This is a genomic window from Arthrobacter sp. Cza30 (genome assembly GCF_059090765.1).
Genome location: NZ_JBNHGA010000004.1, coordinates 617,167 through 632,219, shown reverse-complemented (window position 1 = coordinate 632,219; position 15,053 = coordinate 617,167). Strand labels below are relative to the sequence as shown.

The following is a 15,053-nucleotide window of genomic DNA, read 5'->3' as shown; positions in this document are numbered from 1 at the left end:
CGCGTGACCGTCGCCTCCTCGCACGCCGACGAGCCGGTCTTCCGCAGTCTCGCGTTCGACGGAGTGCGCCGGTTCGATTTCGGCGACGTCATCCTCGCGGCCAAGCCGCCGCGCACCACCGACGATCCCCGCGCGTGGGCGGAGCAGCTGTTCGCGCCGTCATCGGCGCCCGCCTGGGTGAAGGCGGCCATGGGCGTGCGCATCGCGGTGGCGCCGCTGCTGGGACTGGCTGCGGCGCCGCGCGGTGTCTTCGATGTGAGACGGGTCGTCGGGGAGGAGGCGCTGATCGAGTTCGCCGACGCGCACCTGACCTTCCGGTGCGGGGTGGGAGTGGATGCCGCCGCCTCCGTGATCCGCGTCACGACCGTGGTGACCTTCAACGACTGGCGCGGACGCTTCTACTTCACCCCGGTGTCGCTGCTGCATCCGCTCGTCGTGCGGGCGATGCTGCAGCGCGCGCGTCGCGCGCTCGCGACACCGCGGTAGGCATCCCGCGTGTGCGCGCTGCTGAAACCTGCGAGCGCGGCAGTTGGGCGTGGCGCGGTCGCAGGAAAGTGCAGCGGTCAGGCCGATGCGGTCGGGCTCAGGCGCGCGTGGCCCGCTGGACCAGCGCGATGAGCGCCTCCAGCTCGGCGCCGTCCGGCGTGGGCCCGGGGACGGACGCGCCGACGGCCAGGGCGTTGTTGAAGTACAGGCCGTCGCTGACGAGCATGATGAGCTGAAGGGCCGTCTCGTCCGCGGCGAAGGGGCGCACCGCGTCCTCCCAGAGGTCCCGCACGCGGCGAAGGGCCGCGACGGCGGCGGGATGCCCGCCCTGTGCGAGCCGCGACACGGCCACGATCGCTCTGTCGAGCACCGACCCCGTGTTGATGGAGCTGCGCAGGAAGCCGGCGACGGCGCCGTCGGGGGCCCCCTTGATCTGCTCCACGTCCTCCTGGGCGAGCGTCTCGAGTCGCTCGATCAGCGCCGCCTCGAGCGCCTCCTTGGTGCCGAAGTGGTACAGCAGTCCGCCTTTCGAGACGCCGGCCGCACGCGCGGTGGCATCCATCGTCGCGGCGCGCTCACCCTCGTCGATGAGGATCGCCGCGAAGGCGTCGAGCACCTTCTCGCGAGCGAGGGGAGGGCGGCTCATGGCCTCGATCGTATCGACAGGGTGGAAGGCATCCTGATACTATACCGGCTGGACGGTATAGAAACATGACTCTGACACAGGAACTCGCATTGGCCGATGCGCAGGGACGCCGCGTCGGCTGGCGGGGCTGGGCGGCGCTGGTCGTGCTCATGCTGCCGGTGCTGCTCGTCTCGGTCGACAACACGGTGCTGAGCTTCGCCCTTCCGGCCATCGCGCTCGAGCTCGCACCCACCAGCGCGCAACAGCTGTGGATCATCGACGCGTACCCGCTCGTGCTCGCAGGACTGCTCGTGACGATGGGCACGCTGGGGGACCGGTACGGACGCCGACGGATGCTGCTCATCGGCGCCACCGGGTTCGCCGCGGTCTCCGCCCTCGCGGCGTTCGCGCCCACCGCAGCCTGGCTCGCCGCCGCCCGGGCCGGCATGGGGGTGTTCGGCGCGATGCTGATGCCCTCGACGCTGTCGCTGCTGCGCAGCATCTTCACCGACCGCGATCAGCGGCGCCTCGCCATCGCCGTGTGGGCATCGATGTTCTCCGCCGGCGCGGCGCTCGGGCCGATCGTCGGGGGAGCGCTGCTGGAGCACTTCGCGTGGGGATCGGTGTTCCTCATGGCCGTCCCCGTGCTCGTCCCACTGCTCGTGCTCGCGCCCCTGCTGGTACCCGAGAGCCGCGACCCCCGCCCCGGACGCATCGACCCGCCGAGCATCGTGCTCTCGATGGCGACGATGATCCCCATCGTCTTCGGGATCAAGGAGCTCGCGGTCCACGGCCTGGGGCTCTCGGCGTGGCTCCCCGCCCTCGCGGGCGTCGGCTTCGGCATCCTGTTCGTGCGGCGCCAGCTGCGCGTCGCGGATCCGATGCTCGACATGCGGCTCTTCCGGCGCGGGAGCTTCAGCGGAGCGCTGCTGGTCAACCTGCTGAGCGTCATCGCGCTCGTGGGCTTCCTCTTCTTCGTCGCCCAGCACCTGCAGCTGATCGCCGGTCTCTCGCCGATGCAGGCGGGCCTCGCACTCGTGCCGGGCCTGGCGATGATGATCGCCGCGGGGCTCGCGGTCGTGCCGATCGCCAAGCGGTGGCCCCCGCGCGTCGTGGTTCCCGCGTCGCTGGTGTTCTCGCTCGGCGGCTATGTCGTCGTGGCCCTGTCGACCGATTCCGGGAGCATCGGCGCGCTGATCGGAGCCTTCGTCGCCCTCGGGCTCGGCATCGGCGCGGCCGAGACCGTGTCGAACGAGCTCGTGCTCGCGAGCGCTCCACCGGCCAAGGCCGGCGCGGCCAGCGCGGTGTCCGAGACCGCGTACGAGCTCGGCGCGGTCCTGGGCACGACCGTCCTCGGCGGCATCCTGACCGCGCTGTACCGGGCGAATCTCGCCATGCCGGCGGAGATCCCGGATGCCGCGGCCGACGCAGCACGCGAGACGCTCGCCGGCGCCGCGCACGCTGCGGACGCCGTCGGAGGGACGGCCGGCGAGGCGCTGCGCCTCGCCGCCGCCCATGCGTTCGACGCCGGCGTGACGGTGACGGCGCTTCTCGGGGCGGGGCTCGTGGTGCTCGCCGGGGTGGTGGCGGCCACTAGCCTGGGAGGGTCCCGCAGCGCGGCCGCGCGGGAGCACTGACGCGGTCGCGCCCCCACTGAGCACGGAGGAGAGCGATGTCGCGCGTCGTCAAGCTCGCCGTCATCCCCGGTGACGGCATCGGTCCCGAGGTCATCGCCGAGGCGGAGAAGGCGCTGGATGCCGCGACCGCCGGCAGCGGCATCCGGTTCGACAAGACCCGGTTCGCGCTCGGGGCGACGCGGTTCCTCGAGACCGGCGAGACCCTGACCGACGCGGACCTCGCGTCGATCAAGAGCCACGACGCGATCCTGCTCGGCGCTGTCGGCGGGGTGCCCGGGGACCCGCGGCTGAAGGACGCCAACATCGAGCGGGGACTGCTGCTCCGCCTGCGGTTCGAGCTGGACCACTATGTGAACCTGCGCCCGTCGAAGCTCTACCCGGGCGTCGCGAGCCCGCTCGCCGACCCCGGCGACATCGACTTCGTGGTGGTGCGCGAGGGCACGGAAGGCCCCTATGTCGGCAACGGCGGCTCCATCCGCGCCGGAACGCCGCACGAGGTCGCGAACGAGACGTCGGTGAACACCGCGTTCGGGGTGGAGCGCGTCGTCCGCTACGCCTTCGACCTCGCCGAACGGCGTCGCTGCACGCTCACGCTCGTGCACAAGACCAACGTCCTCGTCCACGCCGGCGGCATCTACAAGCGGATCGTCGATCAGGTCGCGTCGGAGCATCCGGACGTGGCCGTAGACTATGTGCACGTCGACGCGGCCACCATCTACCTGGTCACGAACCCGGGCCGCTTCGACGTGATCGTCACCGACAACCTCTTCGGAGACATCCTGACCGACCTGGCCGGCGCCGTCACCGGTGGCATCGGCCTCGCCGCTTCCGGCAACATCAACCCGGACGGCGCGTTCCCCTCGATGTTCGAGCCCGTGCACGGATCGGCGCCCGACATCGCAGGCCGGCAGAAGGCCGACCCCACGGCTGCGATCCTCTCCGTCGCGCTACTGCTCGATCACCTCGGGCTGCGCGATGAAGCACAGCGCCTCACCACGGCTGTCGAGGAGGACCTCGCCGCCCGCCCGGCCGACGCCCGCACCACGGCCCAGATCGGCGACGCCATCGTCGCCCGCCTCCAGGCGTAACCTGGAGTCCGCAGGCGCCGTCGTGCGCGAGCACGACGCTCGCACCGAACTCGCACGGCGCGACCGCCTCCACGGCACGAACGCCTCCCACGGCACGAAAGCACGGTTCCCGTCATGACCCTCATCGACTCCGACCCCGACACCGGACTGGCCCCGCTCCAGTTCACCGTCCACCGCAACCTCCAGGCGCGCTCCGCCGCCCAGCGCGAGGAGATCCTCGCCAACCCCGGGTTCGGCACGAACTTCACCGACCACATGGTCGACATCTGCTGGTCCGTCGGGGGCGGCTGGCACCGCCCACGCGTGCAGCCGTACGGACCGCTCTCGCTCGACCCCGCCGCGGCGGTGCTGCACTACGGCCAGGAGATCTTCGAGGGCATCAAGGCGTACCGCCATGCGGACGGCTCGATCCACACGTTCCGTCCCGACCAGAACGGCCGTCGCCTGCAGCGCTCCGCGCGTCGCCTGGCCCTGCCCGAGCTGCCGGTGCCGTACTTCATCCAGTCGCTGCGGGAGCTCATCGCGGTGGACGGCGACTGGGTGCCTTCGGGCGAGGACCAGAGCCTGTACCTGCGGCCTTTCATGTTCGCCAAGGAGGCGTTCCTGGGTGTGCGTCCCGCGCACAAGGTGGGGTACTACGTCATCGCCTCGCCCGCCGGCGCCTACTTCAAGGGCGGCGTCCAGCCGGTGTCGATCTGGCTGAGCGAGGACTACGCCCGCGCCGGCAAGGGCGGCACGGGCGCGGCCAAGACCGGCGGCAACTACGCCGCGAGCCTCCTGCCGCAGTCCGAGGCGTACGAGAACGAGTGCGACCAGGTCGTGTTCCTCGACCAGGACCGCAACGTCGAGGAGCTCGGCGGCATGAACGTCGTGTTCGTCTACAAGGACGGGACCCTCGTCACCCCGCAGTCCGACTCGATCCTCGAGGGCATCACGCGGGACTCGATCCTGCAGCTGGCGATCGACCGCGGTCACAAGGTCGAGGGCCGGGCGGTGTCGCTGACGGAGTGGCGCGAGGGTGTGGCATCCGGCGACATCGTCGAGGTTTTCGCATGCGGCACGGCTGCCGTGGTCACGCCCATCGGCGTGCTGAAGGGCCGCGACTTCCTGGACGAGCAGCCCACGGGCGAGCTGGCGCTGTCGCTGCGGGAGGAGCTGACCGACATCCAGTACGGCCGGCGCGACGACAAGCACAACTGGCTGCTGCGCCTCGACGCCTGACCCCCGCCTCGCCCCCGCTCGGTCCCGCGAGCGATTCCGCGAGGCAGCATCCGAGCGCCGAGACTGCGTGTTCGCTCACGCAGTCTCGGCGCTCATCTGCTGTCTCGCGGGAGGGAGGGGGCTGAGGGGGGAGGGACGGGATGGGGGATGCCGGACGCCGTGCGGGCGGATCGCTAGGCTGAGCGGGTGAGGATCGCCCGTTTCAGCCACAACGACGCCATCAGGTTCGGAATCGTCGACGAGGGCGAGTTGGTCGTCCTCGCCGGCGACCCGATGTTCGCCGGATACGACACGACGGGGGAGCGCGTGCCGCTCGCGGACGTGGCCCTCCTCGCGCCGGTGATCCCGCGCTCGAAGGTCGTGTGCGTCGGCCGCAACTACCGCGACCACGCCGCGGAACTGGGCAACGACGTCCCTTCCGCTCCCATGCTGTTCCTCAAGCCGAACACGTCCGTGATCGGGCCCGGCGACGCCATCGCACTGCCGCCACAGTCCGAGCGGGTCGACTTCGAGGGCGAACTGGCCGCGGTCATCGGGCGCATCGCGAAGAACGTGCCCGCCGAGCGTGCGCTCGACTACGTCTTCGGCTACACGATCGGCAACGACGTCACCGCCCGGGACCTGCAGAAGACCGACGGCCAGTGGGCGCGCGCCAAGGGCTTCGACACGTTCTGCCCGCTCGGCCCCGCGATCGAGACCGACTTCGACCTCGACGGCGGCGCCACGATCACCACCCGCGTCAACGGCGAGGTGCGCCAGCAGGGTCCGATCAGCGACATGATCTTCTCCCTCGCCGACATCATCGCCTACGCCTCCGCCGCCTTCACGCTGCTGCCCGGCGACGTCATCCTCACCGGCACGCCCGCCGGCGTCGGGCCGTTCGTGGCGGGCGACACCGTGGAGGTCGAGATCACGGGTCTGGGCACCCTGCGCAACACCGCGCGGAACGCCTGAGGCCGCCGTGGCCGAGCGCTCGGGGAGCCACTGGTCCGCGGCATCGGTCGAACCGGCTGACGTGGCGCGCGTGCAGCGCCGCACGGTGTGGACGCTCTCGGCCGGCCAGATCCTCGGCGGGCTGGCCTTCGGTGCGACGCTGTCACTCGGCGCGGTGCTGGCCGCCGAGCTCTCGGGCGACGAGGCGTACTCCGGACTCGCGGCGGCCGCGGTCACGCTCGGGACCGCCATCACGGCCGTGCCGCTCGCGCGCCTGGCACGCGCGCGCGGACGCCGGCCCGCGCTCACGACCGGCATGGGGATCGCGCTCGTGGGCGTCGTGCTGGTCGTCGTGGCGGTGGGGATCGGCTCGTTCCCGCTGCTGCTGGTGTCGTTCCTGCTGGTGGGCGCCGGGCAGGCGTCGAACCTGCAGTCGCGCTTCGCCGCGGCGGACCTCGCCACGGACCGCTCGCGCGGCCGGGACCTGTCGATCGTGGTGTGGGCGACCACGGTGGGGGCGGTCCTCGGGCCGAACCTCACCGGGCCGGGTGAGGTCCTCGGCCATGCGCTCGGGATGCCGCCGCTGACGGGTCCGTATCTGTTCACGGTGATCGCGCAGGTGATCGCGATGGGTGTCTACCTCGCGGCCCTCCGACCCGATCCGCTTCTGCTGGCTCAGCGCGTCGTCGCAGCCTCACCGCGCACCGGGGCGGGCCTGGCCAAGCCCGACCGGCCCCGCGCGGCCCGCTATGCCGTGTTCGCCATCGCCGCCGCGCACGGCACGATGGTCTCGGTCATGGCGATGACGCCCGTGCATCTGCTCCATCACGGCGCGTCGCTGTCGATCATCGGCCTCACGCTGAGCCTGCACATCGCGGGGATGTATGCGCTCTCGCCGGTCTTCGGCATCCTGGCGGACCGGATGGGCCGCGTCCTGACGATCCTGCTCGGCCAGGCGCTCCTGGCTGGAGCGCTGCTCACGGCCTCGTTCGGCCAGTCCTCGACGGTCGCCGTGACGATCGGGCTCGTGCTGCTCGGACTCGGCTGGAGCGCCTCCACGGTCGCCGGTTCGGCGCTCCTGACGGAGGCGTCGTCGGAGGACCGCCGCACCCGCCGCCAGGGGCTCAGCGACTTCACGATGAGCCTCGTCGGCGCCGGGGGAGCGATCCTCGCCGGCGTCGTGCTGGGCTGGATCGGCTACGGCGGACTGGCGCTCGTGGTGGGAGTGCTCGTCGTGTCGACGACGCTGCTGTCGCCGCTCGTCCTGGGGGTGCGGTCGCGGTCGGCCGCGGCGGACGGCGACCCGCCGGCGGCGGCGCGGTCGGCGCCGGTCAGCGACCGAGAGCCGCGAGAGCGAGGGCCACGTCCTCGTCGTCGTTGAACACGTGGAAGGCGACGCGTGCGCGCCCGGCTCGTCCGGAGGCGGTGATCCCCGCTGTCGTCAGCCGCAGGAGATCTTCTCCCTCGGGGTCCTCCCACGTGACGATGGCCGACGAGCGGCCCGGCCGGTCCAGTCCCAGACCGGCCCGGAAGGCGTCGGCCAGGCCGGTCGTGTACGAGTACGTCTCGTCCGGCGGGAGTCCCGCGAACAGCTCCAACGCCGGCGCGGCGCCCAGGAACGCCTGCCACGCCGGCGAGACGTCGAAGCGACGGGCGCCGGCGGCGAGCACGGCATCCGGTCCATAGCAGGATGACCACGGGTCCTCGCCGGCGTACCAGCCCGCGTACCGGGGCGCAATGGCGGCGACCATCTCCTCCGACAGGGCGAGGAACGCCACGCCGCGCGGCGCGCACAGCCACTTGTAGGCGTGGCAGATGACGACGTCGAAGTCGCCCGCTCTCACCGGATGCCACCCGACCGCCTGAGTGGCATCGCACAGGAGGCGGGCGCCGTGTCGCGCGGCGGCCTCGCGGATCGCGTCGGCGTCGGCGACCTCGCCGGTGCGCGACTGCACGAGGGAGAAGGCCACGAGCGCGGTGTCGCCGGTGATGCGCGCAGCGAGGTCGCTCATCGGCGCCGTCCGCACGCGGACGCCTCGGCCGGCGTGCACGAAGGGCAGCACGATCGACGAGAACTCGCCCTCGGGGACGAGGACCTCGGCGCGGTCGGGGAGTGCGCTCGCCACGAGCGCGGCGGCGACCGATGCCTGGGAGCCGATCGCCACCCGGTCGACGCCGGCACCGACGAGTGCGGCGAACAGTGCGCGGGAGCGCTCGACCGCGCCGCTGTACGCCGCGATGTCGGGGCGGCCCGAGCCGGCTGACTCGATGTCCGCCCGCAGCGCCTGCTGTGTGCCGCGAGGGGGCAGTCCCACGGTGCACGCTGCGAGATAGCCGCGTCCGCCGGTGAATTGGGCGCGGGCGTGCGCGACCGATGCGGCGACGGTGGTGTTCATGCTCTCCAGCGTGCGCTTCGCGATTGCGTGCGTCCAGAGCACGTATTGCATGGGACTCATTCATTCCTCTTATGCTTTGCGCATGACATCGGATGCGGCGGACGACCACGGGTTCGACGTGCGCGAGCTGCGGGTGGTGCGCGCCGTCGCCGAGGCGGGCTCCATCACCGGTGCGGCTGCTCGGCTCGGGTACAGCCAGCCGGCGGTGAGTCAGCAGCTCAAGCGCCTCGAGCGCCGGCTCGGCGTCGCGGTGGTGGAGCGTGTGGGCCGCTCCGTCCGCCTCACCGAGGCCGGCCGGGTGCTCGCGCGGCACGCGGCGGCGGTGACGACGGCCTTGGATGCCGCGGCGGGGGAGCTCGCCGAGCTGCGAGGCCTGCAGTCCGCCCGCGTCCGCCTGACGGCGTTCCCCTCGGCCTCGCCGACGGTGGTCCCGCGCCTTCTGGGCGAGCTCGCGCGCCGGCATCCGGGGATCTCGCTCACGTTCGTCGAGGCCGAGCCGCCGCAGGCGGTCGAGGCCGTCCGCGAGGACCGTGCCGACATCGCGATCACGTTCAGCTATCCGGGCGACCGTGATGACCCTCACGGATCCGACTCCCGCGGTCTGCATGTGCGCGCCGTGGGCCTGGACGATCTGCTGACGGTGCTGCCCGCCGGGCACGCCGCGGCGGAGGCCGAGGTCATGGACATCGCCGCCCTCGCCGACGAGGAATGGATCGCAGGCTGTCCCCGCTGCCGCGGCCACCTCTTGGAGGTATGCGGTCGCCGCGGGTTCGTGCCCCGCATCGCCTTCGAGACCGACAACTTCGTCGCTGTCGAGAACCTCGTGGCTCAGGGCATGGGCGTGGCGACCCTGCCGCGGATGGCCGTGGAGTCCTTCCCGCTGCTGTCGGGCGTGCGGGTCGTTCCGCTTCCGCCGGGGGAGCGGCGGACGATCCACACGGTGACGGCGCGCGGCGCCGACCGGGTGCCGGCGGTGAGGGCGACGCTGGCCGCCATCGAGCGCGTGCTCGCCGCGAAGGCGCGCGCGCCGCACAACTAGACTGGGGCGCGATGTCCTCAGCACCCGATCCCCGCACCACCACGGCCACGGGCGCCGACGTGCGCGTGCGCTTCTGCCCGTCGCCCACCGGTCTCCCGCACGTCGGTCTCATCCGCACGGTGCTCTTCAACTGGGCCTACGCGCGCCACCACGGCGGCAAGCTCGTGTTCCGCATCGAGGACACCGACGCCGCGCGCGACAGCGAGGAGAGCTACCTGCAGCTGCTCGAGGCGCTGCGCTGGCTGAAGATCGACTGGGACGAGGGCGTGGAAGTGGGAGGCCCGCACGCCCCCTATCGGCAGTCGGAGCGCCACGACATCTACCGCGAGGTGCTCCAGAAGCTCATCGCCACCGGCGCGGTCTACGAGAGCTACTCGACGCCTGAGGAGATCGACGCGCGCAACGAGGCCAATGGCCGCGCGAAGCAGCTGGGATACGACAACCACGACCGCACGCTCACCGAGGAGCAGAAGGCCGCCTTCCGCGCGGAGGGCCGTGAGCCCGCGTGGCGTCTGCGGGTGCCGGACGAGGACCTGACCTACGTCGACCTCATCCGCGGCGAGGTCACCTTCCCAGCCGGCTCCTTCCCCGATTTCGTGCTCGTGCGGGCGGGCGGGGTGCCGCTGTACCCGTTCGTGAACCCGGTCGACGACGCCCTCATGGGCATCACCCACGTCATCCGCGGCGAGGATCTCATGCCCTCGACGGCGCGCCAGCTCGCGCTGTACCGGGCGCTGGTGGATGCCGGCGTCACGACCTTCATCCCGCGCTTCGCGCACATGCCGCTGGTGCTGGGGGAGGAGGGGAACAAGAAGCTCTCCAAGCGGGATCCGAAAGCGGACCTGTTCCTTCAGCGCCAGAAGGGATTCATCCACGAGGGCCTGCTGAACTACCTCGCGCTCCTGGGCTGGTCGATCGGGCCCGACCGCGATGTGTTCTCGCTGGAGGAGCTCGTGGAGGCGTTCGACATCGTCGACGTGAATCCGAACCCCGCCCGCTTCGATCAGAAGAAGGCCGAGGCCATCAACGGCGATCACATCCGGATGCTCGCCCCCGACGACTTCGCCGCGCGACTCGTGCCCTATCTCGCTGCCGCCGGCGTGGTGGACCAGACCCCGACCCCTGCGCAGCGGGCCATGGTCACGGCGTCCGCTCCGCTCGTCCAGGAGCGGATGCAGCTGCTCGGGGATGCGCCGGGCCTGCTGGGGTTCCTCTTCACCGACACGGTGACGTATCAGGAGGACGCCCTCGCCTCCCTGCCGGCGAACGCCGGCGAGGTGCTCGCGGCGTCTGTCGCCGCGCTGGAGGCCGTGGCCGAGACCGAGTTCACGGCCGCGGCGATCCAGGAGGCGCTCGCGGCGGCGCTCGTCGACGGGCTGGGGCTGAAGCCGCGTGTGGCGTACGGGCCCTTGCGTGTCGCGCTCAGCGGGCGCCGCGTGTCGCCGCCGCTGTTCGAGTCGATGGAGCTGCTGGGCAAGGCCGAGACGATCCGGCGGCTGGGCGCACTGGTCGACGCGCGCGGGTGACCGCCCGGTTTGGAGCACGTGTCGCGGTCGTCTAGACTGGATCCTCGGCACGGCTTCGGCTGACAGCCTTGGGGTATGGTGTAATTGGCAACACGGCTGATTCTGGTTCAGTTGTTCTTGGTTCGAGTCCAGGTACCCCAGCTTTGAGGAACCCCCGCTTCGGCGGGGGTTTTTCGCTTTCACCGCCGGCCACGGCGGATCTTGTTTCATGTGGGACCGTGTTGTATTCTGTGGGAATCGCGGAGGAGTCCCACATGTACGCAACGGAGCGCTACGAGCTGATCGAGCGTCTGCTGATCGAGAACGGGCGCGTCAGCGTGCAGGACCTCGCCGAGCGCTTCGACGTGACCACCGAGACGGTGCGGCGCGACCTCGATCGCCTGGAGTCCGCAGGCGCCCTGCGCCGCGTCCACGGCGGAGCGGTCGCCCCGGAGCGCGCCAGCACGCGCGAGCCGTCGCTGCCGGAGCGCCTGCAGCGTCACGGCTCCGCGAAGACGGCCATCGCCCGACGCGCGCTCGACGCTCTCGGGGAAGGGTTCGAGGGATCGGTGCTGCTGGATGCGGGGACCACCACGGCGGCGGTCGCGGCGGAGCTGGCACCGCGCCTGGGCAGGGAGCGCATCGAGGTCGTGACCCATTCGCTCACGCTCGCCCACGCGCTCGCCGCCGTTCCGGATGCCTCCCTGACGCTCATCGGCGGACGTGTGCGAGGTCTGACGGCTGCCGCGGTGGGCGCGGGCACGGTGGAGACGATCTCGGGGCTGCGGCCGGACGTGGCCTTCGTGGGCACGAACGGGATCTCGGCGGCTTTCGGCCTGAGCACGCCGGACCCCGACGAGGCCGCGGTCAAGACGGCGATCGTCCGCGCTGCGCGCCGCGTCGTGGTCGTCGCCGACGCCGACAAGCTCGGCACCGAGCTGCTCGTGCGCTTCGCCTCGCTGAGCGACATCGACGTCCTCGTCACGGATGCCGCGCCGGAATCCGAGCTGGCCTCGGCACTGGCCGAGGCCGAGGTGGAGGTGTGGCGCGCATGATCGTCACGCTCACCGCCAACCCGTCGCTGGATCGGACCATGATGCTCCCGGCGCCTCTCACCGTCGGTGACGTGCAGACGGCGATCAGCGCGCGCGAGGATGCCGGCGGCAAGGGCATCAACGTCGCCCGGGTCATCGCCGCGGCAGGGGCGGAGGCCACCGCGGTTCTGCCGCTGTCTCCCGCGGACCCGTTCGACGGCGTGCTGAGGCAGTCGGGCATCCACGCGCGCCGCGTCGCGGTGCACGGACGCGTGCGGACGAATCTGGCCATCACCGATCCCCATGGCGTCACGACCAAGCTCAATCTTCCCGGAGCCGCGCTGACCGCTTCGGACGTCGCCGCGCTCGTCGACGCGGTCGTCGACGCCTCGGCCGGTGCGCGGTGGCTGGTGCTGGCCGGCTCGCTGCCGCCGGGAGCACCCGAGGACCTCTACGTCCGCGTCGCCTCGGCCGTGCGCACCGCGCACGGCGACGCCTCGCCGCGGATCGCCGTGGACACTTCCGGCGCGGCCCTGGCCGCCGTGGTCGAGGGCGGACGTCCGGACCTCATCAAGCCCAACGACGAAGAGCTCGCCCAGCTGGTGGGACTCGAGGCGGCGCCCGACGCCGCGGCCGCCCGCGAGCTGGCGGCCAGACTCGTGCCGGGTCGCATCGGCGCCGCGCTGGTCACCCTGGGGGCGAGCGGCGCCGTGCTGATCACGGGCGAGGGCGCCTGGGCGGCGACGCCGCCCCCCATCCGCGTCGCGAGCACCGTCGGTGCGGGCGACAGCTCCCTCGCCGGCTATCTCCTGGCCGAGACCCGGGGGGCCGACCCGGCCGAGCGGCTTCGCCAGACGGTGCAGTACGGCGCGGCGGCCGCATCCCTTCCGGGCACACAGGCGCCCACGCCGCGCGACCTTCCCGACGGGCACATCGCCGTCACCGTCCTTCCCTGAACCACCCCTCAGACATCGACCGCAGGAGGTCATCATGTCCGGAACCATCACCCCCGGCCTCGTCAGCCTCGACGTCGCGCTCGGCGAGGACAAGTCCGACGTCATCCGGCGTCTGGCCGAGCGCGTCGTCGCGCAAGGTCGCGCGACCGACGCGGACGCCCTCTTCGCCGACGCGTGGGCGCGCGAGCAGCAGGACGAGACCGGCCTTCCCGGCGGGATCGCGATCCCGCACGCCAAGAGCGACGCCGTCACGCAGCCCTCGCTCGCGTTCGCGCGGCTTCGACCCGGCGTCGCCTTCGGCGCGCCCGACGGCGACGCCGACCTGGTCTTCCTGATCGCGGCGCCCGGTGACGCAGCGGAGGCCCACCTGGCCGTGCTCTCCCGGCTCGCCCGCAGTCTGATGCAGGACGAGTTCACCGCGGGATTGCGCGCGGCGCGGACCGAGTCCGACGTCGTCGATCTGGTGCGTGCCGCGATCGGCGAGTCCGAGGCCGCGGACGCGCCCACTCCGGCGCCGGTGTCAACGCCGGCCGCTGTCGGCGCGGCCGGCGGCGAGGGGGACGCGACCGGCGACGCCGCCGTGCGCATCGTCGCCGTGACCTCGTGCGCCACGGGGATCGCCCACACGTTCATGGCGGCCGACGCCCTCGCCGCAGCCGGCAAGAAGGCCGGCGTCGAGCTCGTGGTCGAGCCGCAGGGGTCCAGCGGCTACCAGGCGCTGCCGCCCGAGGTGATCCGCACCGCCGACGCGGTGATCTTCGCCACCGACGTCGACGTGCGCGAACCCCAGCGCTTCGCCGGCAAGCCCGTCGTCCGCTCCGGCGTGAAGCGCGGCATCGAGCAGCCGGATCAGCTCGTCGCCGACGCCGTGGCCGCCGCGGGTGATCCGTCCGCGCCGCGAGTGGGAGGCGAGCCCGCCGCGGACCACGCCGCGTCCGCCGAAGGGGTCTCCTGGGGGGCGCGGATCCAGCGGATCCTCCTGACCGGCGTGAGCTACATGATCCCCTTCGTCGCCGCGGGCGGCCTGCTGATCGCCCTCGGCTTCCTCTTCGGCGGCGTCGACGTCAACGCGGACGGCCGCGCCTTCGCCGTGATCGTCGACAACGCCCTGTGGGATCTCCCCGAGGGCGGCTTCGCGCAGTACCTCGGCGCGGTCGCCTACGTGATCGGCTCGACCTCGATGGGCTTCCTGGTGTCGGCCCTGGCCGGCTACATCGCCTTCGCGATCGCCGACCGCCCCGGCATCGCCCCCGGCTTCGTCGCCGGGGCCGTGGCCGTCCTCATGAACGCAGGCTTCATCGGCGGCATCATCGGCGGTCTGCTGGCCGGCGTCGTCGCATGGTGGATCGGACGGTTCTCCGCGCCCCGCTGGCTGCGCGGTCTGATGCCCGTCGTCATCATCCCGCTCGCGGCCTCCATCGTGGCGAGCGGACTGATGATCCTGTTCCTCGGACGCCCCATCGCGGCCCTCATGGACGGGCTCAACGGCTGGCTGACCGGCCTGGCCGCAACCGACGCCATCGTGCTGGTCGGCCTCACCCTCGGGCTCATGATGTGCTTCGACCTGGGCGGTCCGGTCAACAAGGTCGCATACGCGTTCGCCGTCGCAGGCCTGGGCGCAGGCTCGGCCGACAACCCGACGCCGTACCTCATCATGGCCGCGGTGATGGCGGCGGGCATGGTGCCGCCGCTTGCGATGGCCCTGGCCTCGACGGTGCTCGCCCGGGATCTGTTCCCGCCCGTGGAGCGCGAGAACGGCAAGGCGGCGTGGCTGCTGGGGGCATCCTTCATCAGCGAGGGCGCCATCCCCTTCGCCGCCGCCGACCCGCTGCGGGTGATCCCCGCCTCGATGGTCGGCGGAGCCGTCACCGGCTCTCTCATCATGGCGTTCGGCGTCCAGTCGCTGGCACCGCACGGCGGCGTCTTCGTCCTGTTCGCGATCGATCCCATCTGGGGCTTCCTCGTCGCGCTCGCGGCCGGTACCGTCGTGTCCGCGCTCGCCGTCGTCGCGCTCAAAAGGTGGGTCGGCCGCGCGGAGCGCGAACGCGCGGAGGCCCCGCAGACCGTCCTGGCGTGATCGGCACGCAGGAACACACCGATCCGATCGCATCGGATCCCGACGAGGAGACACAC

General features: G+C 72.1%; 13 protein-coding genes and 1 tRNA gene. 12 read left to right on the top strand and 2 right to left on the bottom strand.

Going from position 1 to position 15,053, the window contains the following annotated elements; genetic code table 11:
- The first annotated feature begins 3 nt into the window (after positions 1–3).
- On the top strand, positions 4–486 hold the full coding sequence (locus AC5RVZ_RS16630) for a DUF2867 domain-containing protein (protein WP_494066866.1): 483 nt from the start codon (positions 4–6) through the stop codon (positions 484–486).
- Positions 487–583: 97 nt separating this feature from the next.
- Here the strand turns inward: AC5RVZ_RS16630 and AC5RVZ_RS16625 are convergent, their stop codons facing one another.
- Positions 584–1,132, bottom strand: coding sequence for a TetR/AcrR family transcriptional regulator (locus tag AC5RVZ_RS16625; RefSeq protein WP_494066865.1), 549 nt, complete (start codon positions 1,130–1,132; stop codon positions 584–586).
- Positions 1,133–1,197: 65 nt separating this feature from the next.
- Here AC5RVZ_RS16625 and AC5RVZ_RS16620 point away from each other — a divergent pair, with 65 nt between their 5' ends.
- From AC5RVZ_RS16620 to AC5RVZ_RS16600, 5 genes are all read left to right on the top strand, one after another.
- On the top strand, positions 1,198–2,748 hold the full coding sequence (locus AC5RVZ_RS16620; RefSeq protein ID WP_494066864.1) for an MFS transporter: 1,551 nt from the start codon (positions 1,198–1,200) through the stop codon (positions 2,746–2,748).
- Positions 2,749–2,783: 35 nt separating this feature from the next.
- Entirely contained in the window at positions 2,784–3,836 is a 1,053-nt protein-coding gene (locus tag AC5RVZ_RS16615; RefSeq protein WP_494066863.1) for a 3-isopropylmalate dehydrogenase, read from the top strand.
- A gap of 114 nt (positions 3,837–3,950) precedes the next feature.
- The gene (locus tag AC5RVZ_RS16610) at positions 3,951–5,057 is read left to right on the top strand and encodes a branched-chain amino acid aminotransferase (protein WP_494066862.1); all 1,107 of its coding nucleotides are present in this window, start codon (positions 3,951–3,953) and stop codon (positions 5,055–5,057) included.
- Positions 5,058–5,243: 186 nt separating this feature from the next.
- Complete coding sequence (locus tag AC5RVZ_RS16605) at positions 5,244–6,011, top strand: fumarylacetoacetate hydrolase family protein (RefSeq protein ID WP_494066861.1); 768 nt, start codon at positions 5,244–5,246, stop codon at positions 6,009–6,011.
- Positions 6,012–6,018: 7 nt separating this feature from the next.
- The gene (locus tag AC5RVZ_RS16600) at positions 6,019–7,371 is read left to right on the top strand and encodes an MFS transporter (RefSeq protein WP_494066860.1); all 1,353 of its coding nucleotides are present in this window, start codon (positions 6,019–6,021) and stop codon (positions 7,369–7,371) included.
- Here AC5RVZ_RS16600 and AC5RVZ_RS16595 read toward each other — a convergent pair.
- Entirely contained in the window at positions 7,322–8,386 is a 1,065-nt protein-coding gene (locus AC5RVZ_RS16595; RefSeq protein WP_494067003.1) for an aminotransferase class V-fold PLP-dependent enzyme, read from the bottom strand. The two genes, AC5RVZ_RS16600 and AC5RVZ_RS16595, sit on opposite strands and share 50 nt — an antisense overlap.
- An 82-nt stretch (positions 8,387–8,468) precedes the next feature.
- On the opposite strand from AC5RVZ_RS16595, the gene AC5RVZ_RS16590 reads away from it, so the two are divergent.
- The 6 genes from AC5RVZ_RS16590 to AC5RVZ_RS16565 all read left to right on the top strand — a co-directional run bounded on the left by AC5RVZ_RS16590 (position 8,469) and on the right by AC5RVZ_RS16565 (position 14,997).
- Positions 8,469–9,425 (top strand): LysR family transcriptional regulator, encoded by a 957-nt coding sequence (locus AC5RVZ_RS16590; protein WP_494066859.1) that lies wholly within the window; start codon positions 8,469–8,471, stop codon positions 9,423–9,425.
- Between the two features lie 11 nt (positions 9,426–9,436).
- Entirely contained in the window at positions 9,437–10,951 is a 1,515-nt protein-coding gene (gene gltX / locus AC5RVZ_RS16585; RefSeq protein ID WP_494066858.1) for a glutamate--tRNA ligase, read from the top strand.
- A 69-nt stretch (positions 10,952–11,020) separates the two neighbouring features.
- A tRNA-Gln gene (locus tag AC5RVZ_RS16580) sits at positions 11,021–11,092 on the top strand.
- A gap of 113 nt (positions 11,093–11,205) precedes the next feature.
- Complete coding sequence (locus AC5RVZ_RS16575) at positions 11,206–11,985, top strand: DeoR/GlpR family DNA-binding transcription regulator (RefSeq protein WP_494066857.1); 780 nt, start codon at positions 11,206–11,208, stop codon at positions 11,983–11,985.
- On the top strand, positions 11,982–12,920 hold the full coding sequence (locus AC5RVZ_RS16570) for a 1-phosphofructokinase family hexose kinase (RefSeq protein ID WP_494067002.1): 939 nt from the start codon (positions 11,982–11,984) through the stop codon (positions 12,918–12,920). Before AC5RVZ_RS16575 ends, AC5RVZ_RS16570 begins: the two co-directional genes overlap by 4 nt.
- 34 nt (positions 12,921–12,954) lie before the next feature.
- A complete protein-coding gene (locus tag AC5RVZ_RS16565) occupies positions 12,955–14,997 on the top strand; it encodes a PTS fructose transporter subunit IIABC (RefSeq protein WP_494066856.1) in 2,043 nt (680 codons plus the stop codon).
- The last annotated feature ends 56 nt before the right edge of the window (positions 14,998–15,053 follow it).

What these genes read in the sequence shown, in the direction of transcription:
- AC5RVZ_RS16625 (WP_494066865.1), bottom strand. Translation starts at nt 1,132, where the DNA reads ATGAGCCGCCCTCCCCTCGCTCGCGAGAAGGTGCTCGACGCCTTCGCG.
- AC5RVZ_RS16620 (WP_494066864.1), top strand. Translation starts at nt 1,198, where the DNA reads ATGACTCTGACACAGGAACTCGCATTGGCCGATGCGCAGGGACGCCGC.
- AC5RVZ_RS16615 (WP_494066863.1), top strand. Translation starts at nt 2,784, where the DNA reads ATGTCGCGCGTCGTCAAGCTCGCCGTCATCCCCGGTGACGGCATCGGT.
- AC5RVZ_RS16610 (WP_494066862.1), top strand. Translation starts at nt 3,951, where the DNA reads ATGACCCTCATCGACTCCGACCCCGACACCGGACTGGCCCCGCTCCAG.
- AC5RVZ_RS16595 (WP_494067003.1), bottom strand. Translation starts at nt 8,386, where the DNA reads ATGAACACCACCGTCGCCGCATCGGTCGCGCACGCCCGCGCCCAATTC.
- AC5RVZ_RS16590 (WP_494066859.1), top strand. Translation starts at nt 8,469, where the DNA reads ATGACATCGGATGCGGCGGACGACCACGGGTTCGACGTGCGCGAGCTG.
- gltX (WP_494066858.1), top strand. Translation starts at nt 9,437, where the DNA reads ATGTCCTCAGCACCCGATCCCCGCACCACCACGGCCACGGGCGCCGAC.
- AC5RVZ_RS16575 (WP_494066857.1), top strand. Translation starts at nt 11,206, where the DNA reads ATGTACGCAACGGAGCGCTACGAGCTGATCGAGCGTCTGCTGATCGAG.
- AC5RVZ_RS16570 (WP_494067002.1), top strand. Translation starts at nt 11,982, where the DNA reads ATGATCGTCACGCTCACCGCCAACCCGTCGCTGGATCGGACCATGATG.
- AC5RVZ_RS16565 (WP_494066856.1), top strand. Translation starts at nt 12,955, where the DNA reads ATGTCCGGAACCATCACCCCCGGCCTCGTCAGCCTCGACGTCGCGCTC.